This is a genomic window from Notoacmeibacter marinus (assembly GCF_002238045.1).
GTDB classification, from domain to species: Bacteria; Pseudomonadota; Alphaproteobacteria; order Rhizobiales; family Rhizobiaceae; genus Notoacmeibacter; species Notoacmeibacter marinus.
Window position 1 is genome coordinate 28,447 of sequence record NZ_NBYO01000002.1, and the last position, 25,189, is coordinate 53,635.

Sequence of the window (25,189 nt, forward strand, 5' to 3'; positions counted from 1 at the left end):
ATCGCAACTCTGCCGTTCGCGATTGACACGAACGCATCTGACGCCTTGATCCTGAAAAGCCGAGCCCGTAAACCGACCTTTACCGAAACGACCAGATAAGACGGTTTTCATGCTTCAAATGCTACGTCAGGCAGCCGGAACCTGGGTTGCCAAGCTGCTTCTGCTGCTTCTGGTGGCCAGCTTCGCCGTCTGGGGAATTTCCGGACAGGTTTCCAGCGGCCTTGGCGAAAAGGTGGTCGTGGCGGGCGACGCATCGGCGTCGGCGGTCGATTATCGGCTCGCCTATGATCGCCAGCTCCTGGCACTTTCGCGCCAGTTCGGCCAACGACTGACACGCGAGCAGGCCCGCTCGCTCGGGCTTGACAATCAGGCCCTCGCCGAACTGGTTTCCGGCACGCTGCTCGATGCGCAGGCGAATGATCTGGGCCTCGGCCTTTCGAGACAGCGTCTGGCGCAGATCGCAGGCTCCGATCCGACATTCCGCGGACCCGATGGCCGCTTCGACCGCAACACGTTCAACGCAGTCCTGCGCGAGGTCGGCATGCGTCCGGAGGACTATCTGCGTAGCCAGGCGCAGGTTGCCGTGCGCCAGCAGATCGTTTCCGCCCTGGCCGACGGAGCGGATGTCCCGGACGCCTTCTTTTCCGCCGTCGCGCTCTATCGCTCGGAACGCCGCAATGCGGACTATCTGATCCTTACCCCGGACGCTTTGCCTGAGCCGGCTGCGCCATCTGACGACGAACTGGCCAAGTGGTACGAAGAAAACAGCACCCGCTTCGATGCGCCCGAATATCGCGACGTCTCTCTATTGGTGCTCGATGCCGAGGCCATCGCCGAACCCGATGCGATCAGCGACGATGAAGTGGCGGCTGAATATGAACGGACGAAAGAGCGCTATGGTCAGTCGGAAAAGCGGACCGTGCAGCAGATATTGTATTCCGACCGATCGGCCGCCGAGGCAGCCTTTGCAAAACTGCAGGGCGATGGCGATTTCGATACCCTGCTTGCCGATGCCGGCCGCACCGCGTCGCAGGCCAGCCTTGGCAGCGTCGCCAAGGCTGATATTAGCGATCCCGCCATCGCCGAAGCGGCCTTCGCGCTGAACGGCATCGGCACGACCGGTATTGTGGAAGGCAAGTTCGGCCCAGCCATTCTTCGTGTCACCGAGGTCACGCCGGCTTCCGTGAAACCTTACGAGGAGGTCGCCGACGAAATTCGCGGGGAGATGGCCTTCGTTCGGGCCCGAAACGAGTTGCTCGACCGTTACGATGCCTACGAGGACGCACGCGCTGCCGGCGACACCATGGCCGAAGCCGCCGCGAAGATCGGCGTACCGCTGCGACGGATCGACGCCATTGATTCGGAAGGAAATGGCAGGGACGGCCAGCCGATCGCCGATTTGCCCGATGCGCCCAATTTGGTTTCCAGCATCTTCACGGCGGAGGAAGCCCTGGAAAACCCGGCCGAAAATCTCAAGGGCGACGGTTTCGTATTCTATGAAATCAACGCGATCACGCCGACGCGCCCTCGCCCGCTTGAGGAAGTACGCGACGATGCGGTGGCCGCCTATCAGTCCGAAAAGGCCCAAACCGCCGTTGCCGATTTGGCCAACGCCATGCAGCAACGTCTGCAGGAAGGCGAAACACTTGCGGCGCTGGCCGATGAGTTGGGCCTGGCCACGCAGACCGCGACCGATCTGAAGCGCGAAGCGGAAAACGGAGCGCTCGACGCCAATGCCATAGAGGCGATCTTCTCCATCCCGGCCGATGCTGCCGGGCAGGTGCAGACCGCCAACGGCCAATCGCACATCGTCTTCAGGGTAACGAATGTCACGAGGCCGCTCGCCAGCAGTGCGGAAGCGGTACCTGCAAATGAGCGGGAAGCGTTCGACCGGGCCGTCGCGGACGACCTGCTACGCCAGCTCGTCGACCGATTGGAAGCGATCTACAGGCCGCAGATCGACCAGGGCGCAGCCCAGCGCGCCTTGAGCTACTAGGATCGACCATGAAGGACGCGATGAAGGCGCTGATCGCCAAGCTGGCCGACGGCCAGCAGTTGGACCGCAAAGAGGCGCGGCAGGCCTTTTCCCTCATGATGGATGGTGAGGCCGAGCCGGCCCAGATGGGCGCATTTCTCATGGCGCTTCGGCTGCGCGGCGAAACTGTCGAGGAGATCGAGGGCGCTGTCGGCGCCATGCGCGAGCGGATGACCGGGGTCGTGGCCCCGGCCGACGCCATCGATATTGTCGGCACCGGCGGCGACAACTCCGGCTCCTACAATGTCTCGACGGCAGCCTCGTTCATCGTTGCCGGATGCGGCGTGCCGATCGCAAAGCACGGTAACCGCAACCTCTCCAGCAAATCCGGTGCGGCCGATACCTTGTCCGCTCTCGGCGTTAATATCGAAATCGACCCGGAGATGATTTCGAGGTGTATTGATAAGGCCGGTATCGGCTTCATGTTCGCACCGAGCCATCATGCCGCCATGCGCCATGTCGGCCCAACCCGCGTTGCGCTCGGAACACGCACGATTTTCAATCTTCTTGGCCCGATGTCCAACCCGGCTGGCGTCAAGCGGCAACTGATCGGCGTCTTCTCTCGCGAATGGCTGGAGCCGATGGCGCGCGCGCTACGCGAGCTCGGTTCCGAAAAGCTCTGGATCGTCCATGGCAGCGGCCTCGACGAATTGACGACGGTCGGTAAAACCGACATCGTGATTCTTGAAAAGGGCGAAATCTCAACGCGGACCGTCACCCCGGAAGAGGCAGGCCTGCCACGCGGCGACATGGCCGATCTGAAAGGTGGCGACGCAGCCCACAATGCCAAAGCGCTTCGAGAAGTTCTGGATGGAAAGAAAAGCGCCTATCGCGACATTGCGATCCTCAACAGCGCGGCGGCTCTGATCGTTGCGGGAAAGGCTGGCGATCTGCGCGACGGCGCCGAGCAGGCCGCGCGTTCCATCGATGGCGGCCATGCCGCTGAGAGGCTGGCGCAACTGATCGAGATTTCCAATAGTGTGGCGGCAGACCGATGACCGACATTCTGCGAAAGATCGAAGCGTATAAGCGCCAGGAGATCGCTGCGGCCAAAGCGGCGTTGCCGCTGGCTGAAATCCAGGCGCGCGCCCGTGATGCCGATCCGGTACGCGACTTTGTCGCCGCCCTGAGACGCTCCGTCGACGATGGCCGTCACGGTCTGATCGCCGAGATCAAGAAGGCGAGCCCATCCAAAGGCTTGATCCGCTCCGATTTCGACCCGCCCGCATTGGCCAGAGCTTATGCCGACGGTGGCGCGACATGCCTGTCGGTCCTGACCGATGAGCCCTCGTTTCAGGGAGCGCCGCATTTTCTGACGCATGCGCGATCGGCTTGCGCCCTGCCCGCTCTGCGCAAGGATTTCATGTTCGAGCCCTATCAGGTTCATGAAGCGCGCAGTTGGAACGCCGACGCGATATTGATCATCATGGCGAGCCTCTCCGATGCCGACGCGATCGCGCTGGAAGAAACCGCGCACGATCTCGGCATGGCGGCGCTGATCGAGGTTCACGATGAGCCGGAAATGGAGCGCGCCCTGCGCTGCCTCTCCTCTCCGATGATCGGGATCAACAACCGCAATCTGAGAACCTTCGAAGTTGCGCTGGAAACATCGGAACGCCTTGCCACGATGGTGCCGGACGATCGCCTGATCGTTGCGGAAAGCGGCATTGCGACGGCCGGTGACTGCGAACGTCTCTCACGGCACGGCATTCGCTGCTTCCTGGTCGGCGAAAGTCTGATGCGGCAACACGATGTTGCCGCCGCTACAACGGCGTTGATCTCCGCCCCGAAAAGCGAGACCCACATATGAGCGACGACCCCAGCAGGCTCACCCATCTGGCGGCATCCGGCGAAGCCAATATGGTGGATGTGTCCGAGAAGGCGGAGACCGTCCGCACCGCTATTGCCGGCGCAACGGTCACGATGCAGCCGCAAACGCTTCAGACCATCCTGACGGGTGACGCCAAGAAGGGCGACGTGATCGGTACGGCTCGGATTGCTGGCATCATGGCTGCCAAGCGGACCCATGAACTGATACCGCTCTGCCACCCGCTTCTGTTGACGAAGGTGGCGATCGAAATCGAGGCCGATGAATTGCTGCCTGGATTGCGCATCCGCGCGACCGCACGCCTCACTGGCAAGACGGGTGTGGAGATGGAGGCGCTGACGGCGGCCTCGGTGGCCGCACTGACGATCTACGATATGGCCAAGGCTGTCGATAAGGGTATGCGCATCGGCGATGTCGCGCTGATCGAGAAGACCGGCGGCAAATCAGGCACCTGGCGAAAAGGGGCGGAGTAGGTTCATGGCGATGCTGGCAGTTGAAGAGGCTCTCTCACGCCTATTGGCGAAGGTCGCCATACTGCCTGCTGAAACCGTGCCACTAGAAAGAGCCATCGACAGAATTTTGGCTGTCCCCCTGACCGCACGTCGCACGCAACCGCCTTTCGATGCCTCGGCCATGGACGGCTATGCCGTGCGCGCCGCCGATCTCGATCCCGAAGGCTCGCCGCTGCGCATTATCGGTGAATCCGCCGCCGGCCATCCCTTCGATGGCGAGCTTTCTGCCGGCCAGGCCGTCCGCATCTTCACCGGAGCGCCCATGCCGGGCGGGGCCGACACCGTCCTTATTCAGGAGAATGCCGAACGCGTCGGCGGCGACGCGCTTCGCCCGACCCAGACCGAGGAGGAAGGGCGCAATGTCCGTCTGGCGGGCAATGATTTCGCAGAAGGCGATCCGGTTCTTGAAAGCGGAACGCGTCTGGATTTCGCGGCCCTGTCGCTTGCGGCGGCCGCCTCTTACCCCGACCTGCGGGTTTACCGGCAGCCGAAGGTGGCGATCCTGGCGACAGGCGACGAACTGAAATTGCCTGGCGAGGCATTGGCGCCGGGTCAGATCATCGCATCGAACAGCTTCGGCCTTGCCGCTCTCGTGACGGATATGGGCGGCATTCCAGTCGATCTCGGCATCGTACCGGACGATCCCGAAGCGCTTGCCGCTGCGATCGAGAAGGCCCGAACAGCCGGCGTTGAGATCGTCGTCACGCTTGGCGGCGCTTCCGTTGGCGATCACGACCTGGTGCAGCAGGCGATGATCGACGCGGGAATGGAACTGGACTTCTGGAAAATCGCGATGCGTCCCGGCAAGCCGCTCATGGTCGGACGCCTGGATGACATCCATGTTCTGGGCCTGCCGGGTAATCCCGTCTCGTCGATGGTATGCGCGCATCTGTTTCTGCGCCCTTTGATGGCTCGTCTCCAGGGCGCGGAACACCAAACTGCTCTGGAAGAAGCACAACTCGTCGCCCCTTTACCCGCCAATGGCAACCGCCAGCATTACATGAGGGCGACGGCCTGGCGGCAGGATGGCGCATGGAAGGTGGAGCCTGCGCATTCGCAGGATTCGTCCCTGATCGGCGTCATGGCCTCGTCCAATGCGTTGATCGTATGCCCACCCGGAGCGCCGGCGGCGGATGCCGGAACCACCGTTTCCATCGACTTTTGGCGCCGGCCTTTCGCCAGGTAACAGCTTGCGGAACAGGATAAGAACAGATAGTGTCTGTTCATTCTATGTATCGCTTTGATTCTGTGGGGCGCCGAACATGTTGACCAAGAAGCAGCGTGAACTTCTTCTCTATATCGACCAGCGGTTGAAAGAGACCGGTATTCCCCCGTCCTTCGACGAGATGAAGGACGCACTGGATCTTGCCTCCAAGAGCGGTATCCATCGTCTTATCACAGCGCTGGAGGAGCGCGGTTTCATACGTCGTCTTCCCAATCGGGCGCGGGCGCTTGAGATTATCCGACTGCCAAGCGGTGGCGCGCCGGGCGGAGCGACAGGATTTCGGCCTTCCGTCATCGAGGGCAGCCTGGGTCGAAAGCCGGAACCGCAAAGTGCGCCTCCGGCAACCGAAGCTGCCAATGAGGGTGGCCTCAGCGTACCGGTCATGGGACGAATCGCCGCCGGTGTTCCAATTTCCGCCATCCAGAATCAGACCGACACCATTGCCGTTCCGCCATCCATGATCGCGGGCGGTGTTCACTATGCACTGGAAGTACGCGGCGATTCGATGGTCGAGGCAGGCATTCTGGACGGCGATACCGTCATCATCAAGGACGGTACCGTTGCCGATCCTGGCGACATTGTGGTTGCGCTCGTCGATGATGAGGAAGCGACCTTGAAACGATTCCGCCGCAAAGGGGGATCGATCGCTCTTGAGGCGGCCAATCCATCCTATGAGACACGCATCTTTCCGCCCGATCGCGTCAAGGTGCAGGGACGGCTTGTCGGTCTGCTGCGCCGGTACTGACTCGTTTCGATGGGTAAGAATGGGATATGTGAGCTTATTCAGGACTGCGGTGTCGCCGCGTCTTTCGTCTTTCTTTTTCGCGGTTCCCAGTCAGGTAGCCCACGTGCCGGTCGGCTCCATTGTCGAGCCGCGTGCCAGGGCATGGAGAGATCGGCAATCGCGTAAGTGATGCGCCATCCGCCGTCATTTGTTCGCCATAACGCAGCGGAGCCTTGCCGCGCCAGCGTCATTCGGTCGATGACGAGGCTTTCCGAAGAGGCTGGGCACCGGCCGCCTTTCGGCGTCTTCGTGTCGCCAACAATGATGATCGCGGCCTTGCCGCACCAATACGCTCGATCCACTGCGTGTTTCAGCCAGACAATAGGCCGACTGCCATCCGGTTCGTAAACACATAGACGGTCATCACACTTAAAGGATGGCCCGCTTGCTTCCGGTCCTCCTGGTTCCGATCCGATCGCCGATGTCGCATTCTCGACCTTCACCGGCTTGGCCATACGGTCGGTGCCCAAGGCTCGCATCCACTGGTCGCCAACGAAATCGGACAACCGCGACCGGTTCGAGGCAAGTGCACCCCTGCCGGTCGACAGGCCGACGGCTCGGCCGTTCTCCAGGATAAAGCCGACCGGCCGCTCACCGCTTCCCAGTAGAGCGACGCCGGCAATGGCAAGCGGCAAAGCGATCCAGCGTAGACCTGTCTGCAAAATGGCGAACAGTCCGAGCGCGGCAGCGAGGAGGAGAACCGCCGGTCCGGAAATAAGACCGGCTCCGTCTTCCGGCGAAAGCTCCGCGACAAAGGCGGCGATCCAGAGCATGGCATCGATCCCCTCCCCCATCAGCTTCAGAAATGGCGCGTCCAGGCCGAGTGGCATCAGAAGCAGAGAAAGCACCGCCATCGGCATGACCAACAGCGAGATAATCGGCGCGGCGAGTAGATTGCCGAGAGGCGCTAGGGGCGCCAGTCTTTGAAAGTGCCAGAGCGCGAAAATGGTCGTCGCCGCCCCTGCAATGAGGGTCGTTGCCAGAACACCGGCAGCGAACTTGCCAACAAGCCGAACGGGCCCGCTGGAAATCTGGTCGCTGCCGGCGGCACGGCGGCGCCATTGCCAGTTATTGTGCGCCCGATAGGCTGCTATCAAAGCCGCGGTCGCCGCAAACGACATCTGAAAACTCGGCCCCGCGACTTCGTGGGGCGCGATCAGCACGACCAGAAACATCGCGAGCGCCAGATTGCGCATGGTCAAAGCCGTTCGGTCGAACAGCAGGGCCGATAACATGATGGCAAGCATGATGAAACTGCGCTGGGTGGCGATCGCGCCACCGCTCAACAGCAGATAGACGGCTGCCGCCGCAAGTCCTCCGCCGGCGGCCCATTTGCGAATGGGCCAGCGCGCTGCCACCACGGGAAACAGCGCCAGGAGCAGACGGATCGATCCGATGACGGTTCCGGCTGCCAGCGCCATATGTAACCCGGAAATGGCCAGCACATGCGCCAGCCCGCTCGCTCGCAGGGCTTCGCGCTCCTCGTCCGGAATGGCGGCGCCGTAGCCGACGGTCAACGCGGAGGCGATGGCCGCTTTCGGTCCATCGAGAACCGAGACGATGCGTTCGTCCACCCCTTCGCGCAGATCGTTGATGGTAGCGCGCGCCCGATGAAGCAAGGATGGGGCCGGGCCGCCGGCTATGCGTTCCATTTGGCCAAGAGCGAAACCGGTCGCACCCAGGCCGTCGAACCATGCACGAAACGAGAAGTCGAACCCGCCCGGACGCACCGGGCCTGACGGTGGTAGAAGTCGCATTCTCACTTTGACAACGTTGCCGGCACGCATATCGTCGGAAACACTGCGAACGGTGACGCGCACCGTCTGGGGCGCATAGCGCAGAGGCGGCCTTGCCGTTTCCAGCACATCGAGGACAAAGCGCCGCCTTCCATCCTCCAGCCTCTCGCTGGACTGGATGCGGCCGGTCAGTTCGGTTGCTACCGGCGAGCCAAGGGTCTGGTGGTCGCGCATGGCGACATGCGCCGCCGAAACGGCTGCCCCGCAGATGAAGGCGAAAAGCACCGCGCCGAAGGTGCCGGCAAACCGACCGCGGTAGCTGAACGCCGCAAACAGAGCTGGCAGGCTTATAACCGCAAGCTGAAGAGGATGAAACGTGCCGCGCAGGGCGAAATAGGAAAAGGCGCCAGCGGCGAATAGCAGCGCCGTCGCCACAAACAGGCTGCCGCGCTCCGCCTCTTCATGCAGAAGCGATCGGAACCAACGGTGTACCGTGCGGAATGGATCGGAAGCGTGTCGACGAACGCTCTTGCGGTCACGCGCTTCTCTATTCGAACTCTCTTCTTCAGAAGCTGGTCCGACAGGCGAAACCGGAGTGGCGCTTTCGGCAGCGGTCCGCAACGCCGTGCTGTTCTTCAGCAGCGCACGTTCGTCGATCTCCCACCGTTGCGTCACTGGCGATACGTCATGTCGTGTGTTCCACCCCTGCCCCGCTTGCGCAGGCCGTTCCCTATGCTACACGGAGCGGGCACGGCCTGGCAAAGGCTGCAATCCAAACCTCTCACCGAACGATCCGAGCCCAATGACCGACCGACCCGTCACGCGCTTTGCGCCCTCGCCAACCGGCTTTCTGCACATTGGCGGCGCGCGCACCGCTCTTTTCAACTGGCTGTTTGCGAAGAAGCACGGCGGCACGATGCTGCTGCGGATCGAGGATACCGATCGCGCCCGCTCGACCGACGAGGCCACTGCCGCCATTCTGGATGGGTTGTCTTGGCTCGAACTCGGGTGGGAAGGCGATCCGGTCTCGCAATATGAGCGTGCGGCCCGCCATCGCGAGGTCGCCGAGGAACTGCTCGCCTCCGGCGCGGCCTATCGCTGTTACGCAACGCCCGACGAACTGGCGGAAATGCGGGAGAAAGCGAAGGCCGAAAAGCGTCCACCGCGCTATGACGGACGCTGGCGCGATCGCGACCCGTCCGAAGCCCCGGAAGGCCGCCCGTTTGCGATACGTCTGAAGGCGCCCCAGGAAGGCGAGACCATTGTGCGCGACAAGGTTCAGGGCGATGTCCGATTTCCGAACAAGGATCTGGACGATTTCATCATTCTGCGGTCGGACGGCAATCCGACCTACATGCTCGCGGTGGTCGTGGACGATCACGATATGGGCGTCACCCATATCGTGCGCGGCGACGATCACCTCACCAATGCAGCACGGCAGTCCCTGATCTACCAGGCGATGGAATGGGATGTTCCGGTCATGGCCCATATCCCGCTCATCCACGGCCCGGACGGTGCGAAACTGTCCAAGCGCCATGGCGCACTTGGTGTGGAGGCGTATCGCGCCATGGGCTATTTGCCGCAGGCGCTTCGCAATTATCTGGTGAGGCTTGGCTGGAGCCATGGCGACGACGAGATGATGAGCCTCGATCAGATGATCGAATGGTTTGCTCTGGAAGACATCAACAAGGGCGCCGCACGGTTCGATTTCAAGAAGTTGGAGGCGCTGAACGGCCAGTATATGCGAGCAACCGATTCTGACGAACTGACGGGGGCGCTTCTGCGGACGCTGCCGCATCTCCCCGGCGGCCCGGAGCTTGCAGAACGCCTGGACGAACAGAAGACCGGACAGCTACGTGCAGCGATGCCAGGGTTGAAGGAACGCGCCAAAACGCTCGTCGAACTGGTCGATGCAGCGGAATTTATCGTTGCGAAGCGGCCTTTACCGCTGGACGAAAAGGCCGACCAGCTTCTGGACGACATGGCCAGAAATCTCCTTTCCGATCTCCAGCCGAAGCTGGAGGCTGTGAACGATTGGAACGCATCGACGCTCGAACAGGCCGTGCGCGGTTTCGCCGAAGAGAATGAGGTCAAACTCGGCAAAGTGGCGCAACCCCTTCGCGCGGCTCTGACCGGCCGGGCCGTCTCGCCGGGCGTCTTCGACGTGATGCTGGTACTCGGTCAGGAGGAGACGCTAGCCCGTCTTTCCGACCAGACCGGCGCTGATTGAAGGTGAATGTTGCAGCGCAAGCAAGCTTCCCCTGCGGTTGCTTGGCATGGTGGTCTAAATAGGTTAGTCAGAGCCACGTCCCGCCAGTGCTGCGCTGCAGCAAGCGCGGGGTTCTGGGGGAAGTGTATCAACGCGAGGACGAAAATATGAGTGACACCAAGGCGAAACTGGCACTCGGTGGCGAAAGCTACGAGTTCGATGTTCATTCCGGCACGCTGGGTCCTGATGTCATCGATATTTCTTCTCTTTACGCCTCCACCGGCGTCTTCACCTACGATCCCGGCTTTACCTCTACCGCCAGCTGCGAATCCGACATCACCTTCATCGACGGCGAAAAAGGCGTGCTGCTGCACCGGGGCTATCCGATCGACCAGCTGGCCGAAAAGGGCTCCTTCCTGGAAACCTGCTATCTGCTGCTCTATGGCGAACTGCCCAACAAGAGCCAGATGGACGATTTCGAACATCGCGTCACGCACCACACCATGGTGCACGAGCAGATGAACCGGTTCTTCACAGGCTTTCGCCGCGATGCGCATCCCATGGCGATCATGTGCGGCGTCATCGGCGCGATGAGCGCATTCTACCATGACTCCACCGACATTTCCGATCCACGCCAGCGCATGATTGCATCGCTGCGGATGATTGCGAAAATGCCGACAATTGCCGCCATGGCCTACAAATACCACGTCGGGCAGCCCTTCGTGTATCCGAAGAACGATTTGTCCTACTCGGCCAACTTCCTGCGCATGTGCTTTGCGGTGCCCTGCGATGAATACGAGGTGAACCCGGTTCTCGCCAAGGCGATGGACCGGATCTTCATCCTGCATGCCGATCATGAGCAGAACGCTTCCACATCGACCGTCCGCCTGGCCGGTTCCTCCGGCGCCAATCCCTTCGCCTGCATCGCAGCCGGTATCGCCTGCCTGTGGGGTCCGGCCCATGGCGGCGCCAACGAGGCGGCGCTCAACATGCTGTCGGAAATCGGATCGGTCGATCAGATTCCCGAATATATCGACCGCGCCAAGGACAAGAACGATCCGTTCCGCCTGATGGGCTTCGGCCACCGCGTCTACAAGAACTACGATCCGCGCGCCAAAATCATGCAGAAAACCTGCCATGAGGTGCTTGCTGAACTGGGGATCAAGGACGATCCGTTGCTCGACGTCGCGTTGGAACTGGAGAAGATCGCCCTGACCGACGAGTATTTCGTCGAGAAGAAGCTCTATCCCAATATCGACTTCTATTCCGGGATCACGCTGAAGGCGCTCGGCTTCCCGACCACCATGTTCACCGTGCTGTTCGCGCTCGCGCGGACCGTCGGCTGGATCGCCCAGTGGAAGGAAATGATCGAAGATCCGCGCCAGAAGATCGGCCGCCCCCGGCAGCTCTACACCGGTGCGCCGCAGCGGGACTATGTGCCGATGGACAATCGCTGAACCGCACGCTCGATTAGGCGTTCGAAACAAAAAAACCGCCGCGTTCTTCGCGGCGGTTTTTTATTGGACCGAGGCCTGATTGTCGACGTCCGGTCGCCCCCGATCAATCTGATCCAGTAGGACGGCCGCGCCTGCAAGACCGGAATGGGTCGAAACCTCCATCCGTCGGCGTATCTCCGCAAACCCGTCCTTTTGCGCCGCCCGCGCCGGCTCGCTTTCGAGCAGACGGGCAATTTCACGCGCCACATTGGACGCGCGTCCATCGAAATCGTGGAGTTCCGGAATGACGGGACGGTCAGCGACGAGATTGGGCAGAGAGGTGGACCAGACGGGAATATATTGGTGCGCCCACCAGGCGATCCGGTCGATCCGGTAGGTCGATACGAAAGGCAGACCGGCCAGGGCCAGTTCGAGGGTAACCGTGCCTGACGCGGCAACGGCCACATCTGCGCTTTGGAAAGCCGCGTGACGCGCTTCTTCACCGACCATAACTTCCACATCGCGCGGCCAGTCGGCGACGCTTTCCCGAACGAAATGTTCGATTCGCGAAACTGTCGGCAGGACCAGCCTCGGCCGGTGCCCGAGCTCATCGAGAATATCGATAGCCTTGCGGTAGCGCGGCAGAAGCACCTTGGCGTCGCGGCTACGCGATCCCGGAAGAAGCAACAGCGTCTGGTCCGGTCGAACTGCCCGGCCGCAATGCGAGTCGTAACTTCTGCGAAGGCTGTCGAGACCGGCTAGCCGATGGCCGACATAAGTGGCCTCCGGCCCGCCGAGCCGCTTCAGCGCCTCCGGCTCGAACGGCAGAAGGCACAAAACGTGGTCGATATAGGACCGCATTTCCCTGGCGCGCCAGTGCCGCCAAGCCCACACCTGCGGGCAGACCAGATTGACGATGGGAAGGTCCGGCAGGGCTGCTCGCACTTTCCTTGCGACACGATGGGTAAAATCGGGATTGTCGACGATCAGCAAAGCATCGGGTCGGGCGCGAATGATCTCTGCGGAGACGTTGCGAATATGGCCGAGCAGCTTCGGCAGGCTGGTCAGCACCGCCGATATGCCTTTGATCGAAATGTTTTCCGGGTCGATGAGCGAAGCCTGACCCAGCGCGCCAAGGTGTTCGCCTCCGGTTCCGATCAGTTCGACATCGCGTCCGGCGATCTCGCCGAGATGCCTGATGAGATCGGCTGCCAGGACGTCGCCGGATTCCTCGCCGGCCACCACGGCGATTTTGAGTGCATCACTCATTCTTCGCCTCCGTCGATTCCCCAGAGATACAGTCCAGCCGTGTCGGCTGCGGTGATAGTCCCATTCAAATCCAAAATCAGCGAACGCCCTGCCTCGACAGCGATACCGGACAGGCCAGCCGCCACAGCCTGCCGAACGGTTTCCGGGCCGATGGTCGGCAGATCGCTGCGTTCGTCCTGGCCAGGCTTGGCGCACTTTACCAATACGCCGCGCCGCGATCCGGCTATCCGTCCATGATCGCGAAGAGCCGCGACTCGGTCCAAAAGCCCCTCGGTACCCTCTATGCCTTCGACGGCGACTGCGCGTGTGCCGAACACCACGACGGCCTGTCCGATATCCAGGTGTCCAAGTTCCTTGGCCGCACGGTATCCCGCAACAATAGCGGCCTTGTCAGCTTTGTTTGGCGCAAGCGCCGATATTGGGCCGGATGGCGTGATCAGTTCCGGCATAACGGCCTGAATGGGCAGGAGTTCGACACCCAGTTGCTCAAGGGCGTGGTGGGCCGTTCGCAGGAGCGCGTCGTCACCAGCAACCAGTGAACGCACAGCCCGCGGTAGAACGGGCAACAGGCGAAGCGGCAAACGAATGGCCTGCCATCGCGGGCGGCGAACAACACCTCCGCCCATGACGATCTGTTTAACGCCTTCCCGCCGCAGGATCGCTGCCAGCGCCCGCAGATCCTCGATCGGCGCGCGGAAAACGGGAATGGCACCGAAATCGCGATCCGCCTCCCCGTCGATTGCGAGGATGACGACATCGCGCCCGGCTTTTACGAGATGTTTGGCAAGCAGGAGCGGCAGGTCGCCGCTGCCCGCCAGCACTCCGATCCTGCCGTCGTCATCGCTTGCCATATTACATCAAGGGCGCATCGTCTTGCGAACCGGCCTCGCCGACCTCGCGGCGAGGTCGCATGACGGGCCGCTTGCCGCGCCTCTCCAGAAAATCAACGATCTCGGCGACGATCGGATGGTCGCCATATCGATCCCGCGCCTTGTCCAGATTGGCAGCAATGTTGCCGCTATCGGCGTAGATGATCGCATAGGCGGAGCGCATCGTATCGATATCCGAGCGCTTCATACCGGCCCGACGCATGCCGATCAGGTTGAAGCCGTGTAGAACGGCTGGATCGCGGGCGGCAAGGCCGAAGGGGATGACGTCGTGGCCGACGGCGGAAGCGCCGCCGACGAAGGCATGGTGGCCGATTCGCACGAACTGAAGAACGGCGGTGAACCCACCGATGCTGGCATGATCGGCGATCTCGACATGCCCGGCCAGAGCGCTTGCGCCGCCGATGATCACATGATCGCCGATATGACAATCATGGGCGACATGGCACTGGGCGAAGAGATGGCATTGTTCGCCGATCAGGGTCTTTCCCGTGCTGTTGCTGGAGCCGACATGAACTGTCGCACCCTCCCGAATGATGGTACCCTTGCCAATGGTCAGCGTTGTATTTGCACCTTCATGACGGAAGTTCTGCGGCTGGCCGCCCAAAACGGCAAAGGGGTGAACGATGCATCCTTCGCCCAACGTCGTCCTGCCGCTTACGCTGACATGGCTGAGAAGCTGTACGCCCTCGCCCAGCACGGCGTCGGACTGGACATGGCAAAAGGGACCGATCCGGACATCGGCGCCAAGTTCGGCGCCATCCTCGACGATGGCGCTTGGATGAATGGTGGCAGCCATCAGCCGGTCGTCTCGGAATCGCCCAGCATGGCCGAAACAGTTGCTTCGGCGACCTTTTGTCCCGATACGATGGCGACACAGGCAAACCGCCAGATGTTGCGGCGCTGTTTTTCTTTCTTCACATGAAGTTCGAGCACATCGCCGGGGCCGACGGGTTTGCGGAATTTCGCATTGTCGATGGTCATGAAATAAACCACGCTCTTGCCGCCGCCACCGGTATGGCGCGCACAAATTGCGCCAGCCGTCTGCGCCATCGCCTCGATGATAAGAACGCCCGGGAAGACCGGCTGGCCCGGAAAATGCCCCATGAACTGCGGCTCGTTGGCGGTCACGTTCTTGATCCCGATGGCTTCCTCATCGTCCTGAATGCTGACGATGCGGTCCACCATGAGAAACGGATAGCGATGCGGCAGAAGGTCCATCACTTCCTTGACGGAAAGGCTCGGCCGCGTTTCATCCAATTCGATCATGTCCTGTCTTCACCCTTCTTGCGTTCGCCGGGGCGCGCCAGGCGTTGAATGGCGGCCGTAAGGCGGAAAAACTGGCGTGCCGGCATGGCGGGCGCTCCCGCCCAACGCTCTCCGGCGGGAATATCGTTCATGACGCCGGCCTTCGCGGCGATCTGGGCCCGGGAGCCGACCTTCAAATGGTCGGCAAAACCGACCTGTCCACCGATAAGAACGCCGTCGCCGATGGTGACCGAACCACTAAGACCGGTCTGTGCGGCGATCGCACAAGCTTGTCCGATCTGAACATTATGGGCGATCTGCACCTGATTATCGATCTTCGTGCCAGCGCCGATGACCGTATCGTCGAGCGCACCGCGATCGATGGTGACGTTGGCGCCAATCTCCACACCGTCCTGAATGATAACCCTGCCGATCTGCGGTACCTTCTGCAGCCCACGCGGCCCGGGCACGTACCCGAAACCGTCCTGACCGATCCGGCTGCCCGCATGAACGACCACGCCATCGCCAAGATGCGCGCATTGAACCGTGACGCCCGGCCCGATGAAACAGCCTCGACCGATCGTGACATTCTGGCCAATGATCGCATGCGGAGCGATCACGGTGCGCGCCCCGATCCGAGCGCCGGGGCCGATAACCGCGAAAGGCTCGACGACGACACCGTCCTCCATAGCCGATTCAGGATCGACGGAAGCCTTATCGGAAAGACCTTCGGCGCCGGTCACGGGCGATGGGACGACAGCCTGGGGATAAAGACGCGCGGCGATTGCTGCAAAAGCCGCCTGCGGCTGATCGTGCGTCAGCGTCGCGATGCCAGAGGGCACTTTGTCGGCCAGTTCGGCAGGTAGCAGGACGGCTGCTGCATGAAGGTCCATCAGTTGATCCGCATAACGCGGAGCGGTAACAAGCGTTAGATAACCGGCGCGCGACGAGGCCAGGGAAGACAGGCCTTCGATGCGCTGCGATGGATCTGCGCCGTTTGGGTCGAGCTTGGCGCCGGTCAGTTCAGCGACCTCGTCCAAGGTCATGGGTGTGCTGGGCGAAAAGAACATGCATCCCTCAAATCAAAGGCCCGCCAATCCGGAAGGATTGCAGCGGGCCTTTCATATAATTGCAGTGGCGAGTCGGTCTAGAACTTCGAGCCGATACCGAAGCTGAAGCGCTGCACTTCGTCCTCGTCCTTCTTGACGAGCGGCTCGGCGTAATTGACTTGCAGCGGGCCGAAAGGCGAATCCCACTGAATGCCGACGCCGATGGACGCTCGCAGCCCGTCGGACTCGTCCACGCCACTGAACGGCGTGCCGCCCACCGTTGCCACGTCGGAAAACACCGCGCCACGGAAACCGAGGCTTTCGGGCAGAACCGGCATCGGGAACGTCACTTCCGCCGAAGCGTGAGCATAGGCCTGGAAACCCAGATGATCGCCGGAATCGATCGGACCGATGCCGTTATGTTCGAAGCCGCGTATGATTTTGTTGCTGTTGCGGAACAGATCGAATGTGCGCAGATCTTCGCCGCCCCAGGAGTCGACATAACCGCCGCCGACCGTTCCGACGAACGCCAGATCGTATTCCTGATTGAGCAGCGCGTAGTACTGGCCCCGCGCGGTCAGCTTGTAGTAGCTAGCGTCCCCACCGAGACCGGCCAGTTCCAATTCGGTCTTGCCGTAGAGGCCTTCCCGCGGCTTGGACAGGCTGTCCACCGTGTTGAAGGTCAGGCCGAGCGTAACCGCCGAAGTGTGCCAGTCGCCCTTCGACACATCGCGCGCGATGAAGTTGGACAGACCGCACGTATTCGCGCCGGTCGAGGAATTGGTGATCGTGCAATCGTCCAGATCGTAATCGTCAACCTTGTAGGTGTAGCCGATCTGTGCGGACAGCGCTTCGGTGATGGGCAGGCCGAAACGAACCGTACCACCCGTCGTTGCCGTATCGTACTTCTTCTGGTCCGTCGTCGAACGGAAGAGGTCGAAGCCAGCCGAGATACGCCGACCGAGAAAATAAGGCTCGGTGAACGAAATACGGTAGTTGCGCGACTTCTTGCCACCACCACCGGCCAGCCGGATGAACTGGCCGCGGCCGAGGAAGTTGCGTTCGGTCACGGACAGTTCGACACTCGGCCCCGAATTGGCGCCGCCAGTCGAGTATCCACCGCCGATGGTGAACTCGCCGGTGCTCTTCTCGACCACATCGACGACCATGACCACCTGGTCGGGCTGCGAACCCTGGGTGGTGGATACATTGACGGATTCGAAGAATTTCAGGGCTTCGAGCCGGCGCTTGCCGCGCTGAACGAGAACCTGGTTGAAGGCATCGCCTTCCGCCAGATCGAATTCACGGCGGATGACGTAATCGCGCGTGCGATCATTGCCGCGAATCTCAATCCGCTCGACATAGGTGCGCGGTCCTTCATCGATCGTATAGACCACCGAGATCGTGCGGTTCGCGATATCGCGATCACCGCGCGGGTTGACTTGGGCGAACACGTAACCCTGCCCGGCGACAGATTCCGAAAGCGCCAGAATGGAGTTTTCAACCTCGAGGGCGGAGTAGTAGTCGCCCTGCTCCGTATCGACTTCCCGAAGCAGGTCGGCGCCGTTGACATCAGGAATTGTGGAGTCGATCGAAATGTCGCCGAAGCGGTAACGCTCGCCTTCGGAAATGGTGAAGGTGACCAAATACTCGTTTTCAGCGTCGTTCAGCACGCCATCCGAAGAGATGATCTGAAAGTCCGCATAACCGCGATTGTAGTAAAAGCGGCGAAGCGCTTCCTCATCGGCACGCAGCCGGGCCTGGTCGTAAACATCGTTACGGAACAGGAAGGACAGAATATTGGAACGCTTGGTCGAGATCACATCGCGCAGACGGCGATCGGAATATGCGTTATTGCCGACAAATTCGATACGGTCGATCTTCGTGCGATCGCCTTCCTGAATGTCGTAAATGATGTTGATACGGCCGTTACCGACTTCGCTCACCTGCGGCGTCACCGATACATCCGAACGACCGATGCGCGAATAGACGTCACGGATCGCCTCGACGTCCTGATCGAGTCCGGCCTGGCTGAAGGTCCCACGCGGTTGAAGCTGGACCGCAGCGGCAAGCTGTTGGTCCTTTGCCTTTTTGTTGCCGCGGAAGATGACGGCGTTGACTGTCGCATATTCGGACACTTCGACAACCAGCGTACCGCCACGCTGCGTCACGCTGACATCGGAGAACAGCCCCGTACCGTAAAGCGACTTGACGGCCTCATCGACATCCGCCGGGCCGTAGTTCTGGCCCGGCCGAATGCCGGTGTAATTGATGATCGTCTGATCGTCGACACGCTGATTGCCGCGCACGTCTATCCGGCTGGCAGTCGCAGCAAACGCCGCGTCCGCGCTGAAAAGAAAGGCTGCGCCAGTGACGGGGCCGACCAGGCCGACGGTCAACGCTGCAGCCGAAACCGCACGGGTGAATTTGGAAGGTGCCATCATAGGGCCTGCTTACCTCTGTGTCGTATCATCCGGGCCGTATGTCCCGCACACGTACCCCAGACCGTATGGCCGGGTTCGGCCCACGTAACAAGGTCCGGGGTTAATCCTCGTTTACTAAATCTGCCGTCGTTGCATTCTGGACACGCCCATTCTGCACGGATGGTAAAGAGTTCCTAAACATCAGGAATCGCTTACATCCATACCCCCGCCCGGTGGTCTAGCAGCCAAAAATGTCGTTGAACAGTACGAATCCCATGAAGATGAGAACCGCGACAAATCCGACACGATAACCGATTTCCATCAGCCGTTCGGAGACCGGCCGGCGCATCGCGGCTTCCACCGTATAGAAGACCAGATGGCCGCCATCGAGCGGAGGGATCGGCAGAAGATTGAGAAAACCGATGCCGACCGACAACAGCGCCATGAGTTCGACCAGTCGCTCGAACCCTTGCGATGCGGCCTGGCCAGCCAGATCGGCAATTTTCACCGGCCCGCCCAATTGGCATTTATCCTCCCGTCCCATCGCAAAGCGCCGCATGAAGTTGAAGGTCCGCTCCAGAATGGAGCCGGTCTCTTCAATCGAGCGGACGAAGGCGGCAGGCAGGCTCATGGTCTCATGACGCACAGCCTCGCTGTCGCGGCCCATGGACGTGATACCGACAATGCCGATGCGCACGGTGTTGCCGGCGGAATCGGTCTGCTCGATGTAGCGTGGCGACGCTTCCAGTTCCATATTGCGACCATTGCGCTCGACCAGGAAGGTGATGCGGTCGCCAGTGCGGCCCGAAACATATTTCTGAATATCGGAGAACTCACTGATCCGTCGGCCGTCGACGGCCACGACACGATCGCCCGGTGCGAACCCGGCAGCTGCCGCCGGCGATTCCGGCCGCACCTCATTGACCACCGGCTCGATGACCGTGCGTCCGTAAAGGCTGAGAAAGATGGTGAAGACGACGATAGTAAGAATGAAGTTCGCAACGGGACCGGCCAGAACGGTCAGGAAGCGTTTCCAGACGGGCGCCAGGTGAAAGGCGCGGCGCCTTTCGTCTTCCGCCAGATTGGCCGCCTCCGGCGATGGCGAACTGGTCACCGTCATATCGCCGACGAATTTCACGTACCCGCCGAGAGGAATGGCCGACAGCTTCCAGCGCGTGCCGCCGCGATCGGTAAAGCCGGCGATTTCCGGCCCGAAGCCGAGCGAAAACGTCGTCGCGCCGATGCCGCACCAGCGGCCAACGAGATAGTGCCCCATCTCGTGAACGAACACGACGACCAGAATAACGAACAGAAACGGTAGGATCGTTCCGATCAGCAGACCGTCCGTTGAAAAAATTGCCGAAATCAGATCGTTCACGTGCCTACCGGCTCCCCGTCAGATCGTTCACGCCACACTGTGTCAGCGTTGCAGAAGCACCGTTTCGCCGAAGACATCGAAACCGCCCAGCGACAGGCCGATGGCGTAAAGACAAACGGCGGCGACGACAAGACCGTCCACCCGATCCAGAACACCGCCATGTCCGGGAATAAGATGGCTGGAATCCTTGACGCCCGCGCGCCGTTTGGCGCCGGATTCGAAAAGATCGCCAAGCTGCGCGGCAATCGAGAGAAGAAGGGCGATGGGCAGAACGGCCCAGACCGAATGGCCGGCATGCAGGCTGATGACGGCAAAGCCGCAGAGAGACGCCAGAAGAGCACCGCCTATCGCCCCCGACCACGTTTTTCCAGGGGAAATGGATGGCGCCAGTTTCGGGCCGCCGATCGCCTTGCCGGAAAAATAGGCGAAGATGTCGGTGCCCCACACCACCGCGAAAAGAAAAAGGAGTGCCGCCAGGCCTCCGGCGCCCGAACCGCGAATGGCGATCATCGCAAGGGCCGGAAGGCTGGCGTAGAGGAACCCGAAGGCCAGCGTGTGCGACAGCGAGTCTTCCCGTTTCGCCGTGACCGATGCAATCACCGCAAGAACGACATAGAGCCCGAGGATCATGGCGAGGGCGGCGGTTCCGGTCAGTCCGAAAAGCAGCGCTAAACTGGTCAAACCAAGCGCGGAAGCAATGCAAGCCTTCCAGAAGGCGGGGGCCTGTCGCCCGAACATGGTGAACCATTCATAGAGAATGGCGGCGCTCGTCACGATGGCCAGCAACCGGAACGGCACGCCACCGGCCCAGGTCAGTCCCAATGCGACCGGTGCAAGAATCAGCGCTGAAATAACGCGGGTAACGAAATTGCTGGACGCCATCAGCTAGGCCGTCGCCGTCTCGGCGGCGCCGAGCCCGCCATAGCGGCGTTCCCGACCGGAGAATTCAGAGATAGCCGAAGCCAGATCGTCGAGGCCGAAATCCGGCCAATGCGTCTCGACGAACAGAAGTTCGGCGTAGGAAAGCTGCCACATCAGAAAATTGGACAGCCGTGTGTCGCCGCCGGTTCGGATCAGCAGGTCGAGGGGCGGATCGCCCGCCGTATCGAGACGCGACGAGATCAGATCTTCCGATATTTCGCTCGCATCCAGGTTTCCCGCCGCCGCCTCCAGGGCAAGGTCCCGCATCACGCGGGCAATCTCGTCTCGCGAGCCATAGTTGAATGCGATATTGAGATGCAGCCGTCGATTGTCCACGGTCAACATTTCCGCCTTGCGGATCAGGTCGAGCAAATCGTCCGACAGCGTGTCGCGATTACCGATCATCCTGACCCGCACGCCGTTTTCGTGAAGCTTCTTCAGATCCCGGTCGACAAAAAGACGGAACAGGCCTAGCAGATCGGAGACTTCCGCCTTGGGCCGCGACCAGTTTTCCGAAGAGAATGCATAGACGGTCAGAACCTCGATACCCAGATCGCCGGCGGCGCGCACCGTGCGGCGCAGAGCCTCCACGCCGGCCCGATGTCCCGCCGAGCGCGGCAGACCACGCGCGGCCGCCCAGCGACCGTTGCCGTCCATGATAATCGCCACGTGGCGCGCGGCTGCCATCAGCGCGGTTCCTCTCCCATCACTGTTTTGCGAAATACGATCGTCAGACCTGCATGATCTCCTGCTCTTTTTCCGCAACGAGTTCATCGATCCGGCCGATCGTATCATCGGTCATCTTCTGCACGCGCTCCGAAAGCGTACGCCCGTCATCCTGGCTGATCTCGCTGGCCTTTTCCGCTTTTTTAACGGCATCCATTCCATCGCGCCGGACATGGCGTACCGCAACACGCGCCTTTTCGGCATAATCATGGGCAATCTTCACCAGTTCCTTGCGGCGCTGTTCGTTCAACTCCGGCAACGGGATGCGCAAGGTCTGGCCATCGACGATCGGGTTGAAGCCGAGATTGCTTTCGCGAATCGCCTTGTCGACCTTGCCGACCATCGTCTTGTCCCAGACATTCACGGCAATCATGCGCGCCTCCGGCACGGTCACATTGGCCACCTGGTTGAGTGGCATCTGCGATCCATAGGCTTCAACGGTGATCGGATCGAGCAGGTTGGCCGAGGCCCGGCCGGTTCGCAGCGAGGCCAGATCGCTTTTGAAGGCGGTGATCGCGCCATCCATGCGGCGCTGGAAGTCGGAAAGATCGATGGCGTCTGCCATAGGTTACTCCTGTCTCTTTGGTAACCGGCCTGCGAAGCATTGGCTCCTAATGGGCCGGCACCAGCGTGTGGCGTCCCTCACCCGAAAGGACGGCGGCAAGCCCCCCTTCCTGCAACAGCGAATAGACGATGATCGGAATTTGCGAGTCACGCGCAACGGCGACGGCGGCGGTGTCCATGACGCGAAGTCCACGGGCCAGCATGTCCTCGTGCGAAATGGTGTCGAAGCGCTCGGCATCCGGATTTTTCTGCGGATCGGCGGCGTAGATACCGTCGACCTGCGTCGCCTTCAGCAGCACGTCCGCGCCAATCTCGGCCGCGCGGAGCGCTGCGGCCGTATCGGTCGTGAAGAACGGATTGCCCGTTCCCGCCGCAAAGATGACCACCCTGCCCTCGGACAGATGCGCCATGGCCGATCGCTGGGTGAAGCTGTCGCAGATTTCGTCCATGGCGAGCGCCGACAGAACCACGCAGTCGACACCAGCCTGGCGGAGTGCGGTGCGCAGCGCCAGCGCGTTCATTACGGTGGCGAGCATACCCATATGGTCGCCCGTCACCCGGTCGCCGCCCGTATCGGCGATCTGCACGCCGCGAAAAATGTTACCACCGCCGATGACGATGCCGACGGACACACCCTTTTCCCAGACGGTGCGCACATCGGCCGCCAGACGGTCGCAAATCTTCTGGTCGATACCGAAAGCCCGATCCCCCATCAACGCTTCGCCCGATGCCTTGAGGAGAATGCGTTTGTACTGGGGCGCGTCGGCCATGGAAAACAACTCGTCTTTGGGTATGCAATATGTCTCCGCCCGATACACGAAGGGCGCGGCGATGTCACGCCGCGCCCCCGGTGATTTGAACAGAGATCGCTTTGCTTATTTGCCAGCGGCGGCAGCCACTTCGGCAGCGAAATCGTCCTCTTCCTTCTCGATGCCCTCGCCGACGAGGAAGCGGACGAAGCCGGTCAGCTCCGCATCGTCGCCGATGCCCGCATCCTTGAGCGCCTGCTCAACGGTGACATCCGGGTTCATCACGAAAGCCTGCTTCACCAGCGCCGATTCCTGATAGAATTTGCGCATACGGCCTTCCACCATCTTTTCGATGATGTTCTCCGGCTTGCCGGATTCGCGGGCCTGCTCCACGAAGATCGCCTTTTCACGCTCGGCGACATCGGCCGGAATGTCGTCCGGCGTCAGGGCGACGGGGTTGACCGCTGCGACATGCATGGCGACCTGACGGGCAAAAGCTGAGGCCTTCTCCTTGTCGCCAGACGTCTTGAGCGCGACCAGCACGCCGAGCTTGCCGAGATTGTCGGCAACAGCATTGTGGATGTAGTGCGCGACAACGCCTTCCGGCTGCGACAGCTTCTGCGAGCGGCGAAGGGTCATGTTCTCGCCGATCGTACCGACAGCCTCGGAAATCGTGTCCTTGACGTTCTTCTCGCCACCCGGATAGGCGGCATTTGCAACGGCCTCGACCAAGCCGTCCGTGCCGAGCGCGCTCTGCGCGACATGGCGGACGATGGTCTGGAAGGCGTCATTGCGCGCAGCGAAATCGGTCTCGCAATTGACTTCGACCACGACGGCGCTGTTGGCATCCGAAGCGACGCCGATAAGGCCTTCGGCGGCTGTCCGGCCAGCTTTCTTGTCGGCCTTTGCGATGCCCTTGGCGCGCAGCCAGTCCACGGCGGCGTCGATGTCGCCATCGTTTTCCTGCAGCGCCTTCTTGCAGTCCATCATGCCGGCGCCGGTCTTCTCACGCAGCGCTTTCACGTCAGCAGCTGTAAAGCTCATAATCTTGTTCCCGTAAGTCAGAGTTGTCTGGCGGTCGAAGCGCCATGGAAAGGCGCTACGCCAGAAATGAAACATTCTGAAACGAAGAAGCCGGAGACCGGCCACCCCGAGCATCGCTGGAAGGGGCGCGTTCATCCAGCTGTTTCAGAAATGGCGGCGGACACGATCGGCCCGCCGCGTTGTTCGCTCGGCGATCAGGCGTCGCCCTTGAGCGCGTCGGTATCGAGCGGCGCGCTCTTGCCGGCGACATCGCTGTCGAGACCCGGCGCCGCGGTGCTGACGTTTTCGGCAGCTTCGCCACCGGCGGCCGGTGCTTCCAGCGTCTCTTCGACAGCCGGTTCGGCGGATTCACCGACATCGATGCCCATCGAACCCTGCTGACGGGCGATGCCGTCCAGAGCGGCCTTGGCGATGAGATCAGCAAAGAGCGCGACGGCGCGCGCCGCATCGTCATTGGCCGGGATCGGATAATCGACGACTGCCGGATCGCAGTTGGAATCGACCAGCGCGACCACCGGAATGCCAAGCCGCTTGGCTTCCTGAATGGCGATGGCTTCCTTGTTGGTATCCACCACGAACATCAGGTCCGGCACCGAGCCCATATCCTTGATGCCGCCGAGGGCGCGGTCGAGCTTGTCGCGCTCGCGCTCCAGGTTCAGGCGCTCCTTCTTGGTGTAGCCCTGATCGTCGCCTTCCAGAAGGTCTTCCAGCTTGCGCAGGCGATTGATCGAATTGGAGATCGTCTTCCAGTTCGTCATCATGCCGCCGAGCCAGCGCGAATTGACGTAGTACTGCGCCGAACGCTTGGCGGCGTCGGCGACCAGTTCGGACGCCTGGCGCTTGGTGCCGACGAACAGCACGCGGCCGCCACCGGCCACGGTGTCGGACACGACCTTCAGCGCCTGGTGCAGCAGCGGCACGGTCTGCGACAGATCGATGATGTGAATATTGTTGCGGGCGCCGAAAATATAGGGCGCCATTTTCGGGTTCCAGCGGTGTGTCTGGTGTCCGAAATGCGCACCAGCTTCGAGAAGCTGACGCATGGAGAAGTCAGGCAGGGCCATCTCATATCCTTTCCCGGTTGAACCTCCGCGAGCCAAAGGCAGGAACACTGCCACCGGTGGACTGGAACGGGATGTCTCCCCGCAAAGCCCGAAGCTCACGTG

Annotated in this window: 22 protein-coding genes; 8 read left to right on the forward strand and 14 right to left on the reverse strand. The window is 61.4% G+C overall.

Annotated features, from left to right (window positions below; all coding sequences use genetic code 11):
- Nucleotides 1-109 precede the first annotated feature (109 nt).
- The 6 genes from B7H23_RS08295 (at nt 110) to lexA (ending at nt 6,345) form a co-directional block, all read left to right on the forward strand.
- On the forward strand, nt 110-1,996 hold the full coding sequence (locus B7H23_RS08295; protein ID WP_094076996.1) for a SurA N-terminal domain-containing protein: 1,887 nt from the start codon (nt 110-112) through the stop codon (nt 1,994-1,996).
- An 8-nt stretch (nt 1,997-2,004) separates the two neighbouring features.
- Nucleotides 2,005-3,033: an anthranilate phosphoribosyltransferase gene (trpD, locus tag B7H23_RS08300; RefSeq protein ID WP_094076997.1), complete on the forward strand. Its 1,029-nt coding sequence runs from the start codon at nt 2,005-2,007 to the stop codon at nt 3,031-3,033.
- On the forward strand, nt 3,030-3,845 hold the full coding sequence (gene trpC, locus B7H23_RS08305; RefSeq protein WP_094076998.1) for an indole-3-glycerol phosphate synthase TrpC: 816 nt from the start codon (nt 3,030-3,032) through the stop codon (nt 3,843-3,845). Before trpD ends, trpC begins: the two co-directional genes overlap by 4 nt.
- Nucleotides 3,842-4,336, forward strand: a complete 495-nt coding sequence (gene moaC, locus B7H23_RS08310; protein ID WP_094076999.1) for a cyclic pyranopterin monophosphate synthase MoaC — start codon at nt 3,842-3,844, stop codon at nt 4,334-4,336. Before trpC ends, moaC begins: the two co-directional genes overlap by 4 nt.
- Before the next feature lie 4 nt (nt 4,337-4,340).
- The gene (locus B7H23_RS08315; protein WP_094077000.1) at nt 4,341-5,561 is read left to right on the forward strand and encodes a molybdopterin molybdotransferase MoeA; all 1,221 of its coding nucleotides are present in this window, start codon (nt 4,341-4,343) and stop codon (nt 5,559-5,561) included.
- 76 nt (nt 5,562-5,637) lie between these two features.
- Nucleotides 5,638-6,345 (forward strand): transcriptional repressor LexA, encoded by a 708-nt coding sequence (lexA, locus tag B7H23_RS08320; RefSeq protein ID WP_094077001.1) that lies wholly within the window; start codon nt 5,638-5,640, stop codon nt 6,343-6,345.
- A 38-nt stretch (nt 6,346-6,383) separates the two neighbouring features.
- Here lexA and B7H23_RS08325 read toward each other — a convergent pair whose 3' ends face one another.
- Nucleotides 6,384-8,795, reverse strand: coding sequence for a ComEC/Rec2 family competence protein (locus B7H23_RS08325; RefSeq protein WP_094077002.1), 2,412 nt, complete (start codon nt 8,793-8,795; stop codon nt 6,384-6,386).
- Nucleotides 8,796-8,922: 127 nt separating this feature from the next.
- Here B7H23_RS08325 and gltX point away from each other — a divergent pair, with 127 nt between their 5' ends.
- Nucleotides 8,923-10,350 carry a glutamate--tRNA ligase gene (gltX, locus tag B7H23_RS08330; protein ID WP_094077003.1) on the forward strand — a complete coding sequence of 476 codons (1,428 nt, stop codon included), beginning with the start codon at nt 8,923-8,925 and terminating at the stop codon, nt 10,348-10,350.
- A 146-nt stretch (nt 10,351-10,496) separates the two neighbouring features.
- A complete protein-coding gene (gene gltA, locus B7H23_RS08335) occupies nt 10,497-11,786 on the forward strand; it encodes a citrate synthase (RefSeq protein ID WP_094077004.1) in 1,290 nt (429 codons plus the stop codon).
- A 60-nt stretch (nt 11,787-11,846) separates the two neighbouring features.
- Here gltA and lpxB read toward each other — a convergent pair whose 3' ends face one another.
- From lpxB to rpsB, 13 genes are all read right to left on the reverse strand, one after another.
- The gene (gene lpxB, locus B7H23_RS08340; RefSeq protein WP_094077005.1) at nt 11,847-13,034 is read right to left on the reverse strand and encodes a lipid-A-disaccharide synthase; all 1,188 of its coding nucleotides are present in this window, start codon (nt 13,032-13,034) and stop codon (nt 11,847-11,849) included.
- The gene (locus B7H23_RS08345) at nt 13,031-13,885 is read right to left on the reverse strand and encodes an LpxI family protein (protein ID WP_094077006.1); all 855 of its coding nucleotides are present in this window, start codon (nt 13,883-13,885) and stop codon (nt 13,031-13,033) included. Before B7H23_RS08345 ends, lpxB begins: the two co-directional genes overlap by 4 nt.
- A gap of 1 nt (nt 13,886) precedes the next feature.
- Nucleotides 13,887-14,720, reverse strand: coding sequence for an acyl-ACP--UDP-N-acetylglucosamine O-acyltransferase (gene lpxA / locus B7H23_RS08350; RefSeq protein WP_094077007.1), 834 nt, complete (start codon nt 14,718-14,720; stop codon nt 13,887-13,889).
- Nucleotides 14,720-15,190 carry a 3-hydroxyacyl-ACP dehydratase FabZ gene (gene fabZ / locus B7H23_RS08355; protein ID WP_094077008.1) on the reverse strand — a complete coding sequence of 157 codons (471 nt, stop codon included), beginning with the start codon at nt 15,188-15,190 and terminating at the stop codon, nt 14,720-14,722. Before fabZ ends, lpxA begins: the two co-directional genes overlap by 1 nt.
- A complete protein-coding gene (gene lpxD, locus B7H23_RS08360) occupies nt 15,187-16,239 on the reverse strand; it encodes a UDP-3-O-(3-hydroxymyristoyl)glucosamine N-acyltransferase (protein ID WP_094077009.1) in 1,053 nt (350 codons plus the stop codon). Before lpxD ends, fabZ begins: the two co-directional genes overlap by 4 nt.
- A gap of 77 nt (nt 16,240-16,316) precedes the next feature.
- Nucleotides 16,317-18,662: an outer membrane protein assembly factor BamA gene (gene bamA / locus B7H23_RS08365; protein ID WP_094077010.1), complete on the reverse strand. Its 2,346-nt coding sequence runs from the start codon at nt 18,660-18,662 to the stop codon at nt 16,317-16,319.
- A gap of 217 nt (nt 18,663-18,879) precedes the next feature.
- A complete protein-coding gene (gene rseP, locus B7H23_RS08370; protein ID WP_094077011.1) occupies nt 18,880-20,019 on the reverse strand; it encodes an RIP metalloprotease RseP in 1,140 nt (379 codons plus the stop codon).
- Between the two features lie 42 nt (nt 20,020-20,061).
- Nucleotides 20,062-20,901 (reverse strand): phosphatidate cytidylyltransferase, encoded by an 840-nt coding sequence (locus tag B7H23_RS08375; protein WP_094077012.1) that lies wholly within the window; start codon nt 20,899-20,901, stop codon nt 20,062-20,064.
- Nucleotides 20,902-20,904: 3 nt separating this feature from the next.
- Nucleotides 20,905-21,627, reverse strand: a complete 723-nt coding sequence (locus B7H23_RS08380) for an isoprenyl transferase (RefSeq protein ID WP_094077013.1) — start codon at nt 21,625-21,627, stop codon at nt 20,905-20,907.
- Nucleotides 21,628-21,670: 43 nt separating this feature from the next.
- Nucleotides 21,671-22,231: a ribosome recycling factor gene (gene frr, locus B7H23_RS08385; protein WP_094077014.1), complete on the reverse strand. Its 561-nt coding sequence runs from the start codon at nt 22,229-22,231 to the stop codon at nt 21,671-21,673.
- A gap of 46 nt (nt 22,232-22,277) precedes the next feature.
- Nucleotides 22,278-23,000: a UMP kinase gene (pyrH, locus tag B7H23_RS08390; protein WP_094077015.1), complete on the reverse strand. Its 723-nt coding sequence runs from the start codon at nt 22,998-23,000 to the stop codon at nt 22,278-22,280.
- Nucleotides 23,001-23,105: 105 nt separating this feature from the next.
- Nucleotides 23,106-24,023: a translation elongation factor Ts gene (gene tsf / locus B7H23_RS08395; RefSeq protein WP_094077667.1), complete on the reverse strand. Its 918-nt coding sequence runs from the start codon at nt 24,021-24,023 to the stop codon at nt 23,106-23,108.
- Between the two features lie 194 nt (nt 24,024-24,217).
- Nucleotides 24,218-25,087 carry a 30S ribosomal protein S2 gene (gene rpsB, locus B7H23_RS08400; protein ID WP_094077016.1) on the reverse strand — a complete coding sequence of 290 codons (870 nt, stop codon included), beginning with the start codon at nt 25,085-25,087 and terminating at the stop codon, nt 24,218-24,220.
- Between the last annotated feature and the right edge of the window lie 102 nt (nt 25,088-25,189).

Bases quoted from the DNA above. Each gene is read 5' to 3' on its own strand.
- rpsB (WP_094077016.1), bottom strand. From the start codon at position 25,087: ATGGCCCTGCCTGACTTCTCCATGCGTCAGCTTCTCGAAGCTGGTGCG.
- lpxB (WP_094077005.1), bottom strand. From the start codon at position 13,034: ATGAGTGATGCACTCAAAATCGCCGTGGTGGCCGGCGAGGAATCCGGC.
- gltA (WP_094077004.1), top strand. From the start codon at position 10,497: ATGAGTGACACCAAGGCGAAACTGGCACTCGGTGGCGAAAGCTACGAG.
- fabZ (WP_094077008.1), bottom strand. From the start codon at position 15,190: ATGATCGAATTGGATGAAACGCGGCCGAGCCTTTCCGTCAAGGAAGTG.
- B7H23_RS08345 (WP_094077006.1), bottom strand. From the start codon at position 13,885: ATGGCAAGCGATGACGACGGCAGGATCGGAGTGCTGGCGGGCAGCGGC.
- moaC (WP_094076999.1), top strand. From the start codon at position 3,842: ATGAGCGACGACCCCAGCAGGCTCACCCATCTGGCGGCATCCGGCGAA.
- B7H23_RS08380 (WP_094077013.1), bottom strand. From the start codon at position 21,627: ATGGCAGCCGCGCGCCACGTGGCGATTATCATGGACGGCAACGGTCGC.
- bamA (WP_094077010.1), bottom strand. From the start codon at position 18,662: ATGATGGCACCTTCCAAATTCACCCGTGCGGTTTCGGCTGCAGCGTTG.
- frr (WP_094077014.1), bottom strand. From the start codon at position 22,231: ATGGCAGACGCCATCGATCTTTCCGACTTCCAGCGCCGCATGGATGGC.
- lpxD (WP_094077009.1), bottom strand. From the start codon at position 16,239: ATGTTCTTTTCGCCCAGCACACCCATGACCTTGGACGAGGTCGCTGAA.
- trpD (WP_094076997.1), top strand. From the start codon at position 2,005: ATGAAGGACGCGATGAAGGCGCTGATCGCCAAGCTGGCCGACGGCCAG.
- tsf (WP_094077667.1), bottom strand. From the start codon at position 24,023: ATGAGCTTTACAGCTGCTGACGTGAAAGCGCTGCGTGAGAAGACCGGC.
- pyrH (WP_094077015.1), bottom strand. From the start codon at position 23,000: ATGGCCGACGCGCCCCAGTACAAACGCATTCTCCTCAAGGCATCGGGC.
- B7H23_RS08375 (WP_094077012.1), bottom strand. From the start codon at position 20,901: ATGGCGTCCAGCAATTTCGTTACCCGCGTTATTTCAGCGCTGATTCTT.
- lpxA (WP_094077007.1), bottom strand. From the start codon at position 14,720: ATGGCTGCCACCATTCATCCAAGCGCCATCGTCGAGGATGGCGCCGAA.
- B7H23_RS08295 (WP_094076996.1), top strand. From the start codon at position 110: ATGCTTCAAATGCTACGTCAGGCAGCCGGAACCTGGGTTGCCAAGCTG.
- gltX (WP_094077003.1), top strand. From the start codon at position 8,923: ATGACCGACCGACCCGTCACGCGCTTTGCGCCCTCGCCAACCGGCTTT.
- lexA (WP_094077001.1), top strand. From the start codon at position 5,638: ATGTTGACCAAGAAGCAGCGTGAACTTCTTCTCTATATCGACCAGCGG.
- trpC (WP_094076998.1), top strand. From the start codon at position 3,030: ATGACCGACATTCTGCGAAAGATCGAAGCGTATAAGCGCCAGGAGATC.
- B7H23_RS08315 (WP_094077000.1), top strand. From the start codon at position 4,341: ATGGCGATGCTGGCAGTTGAAGAGGCTCTCTCACGCCTATTGGCGAAG.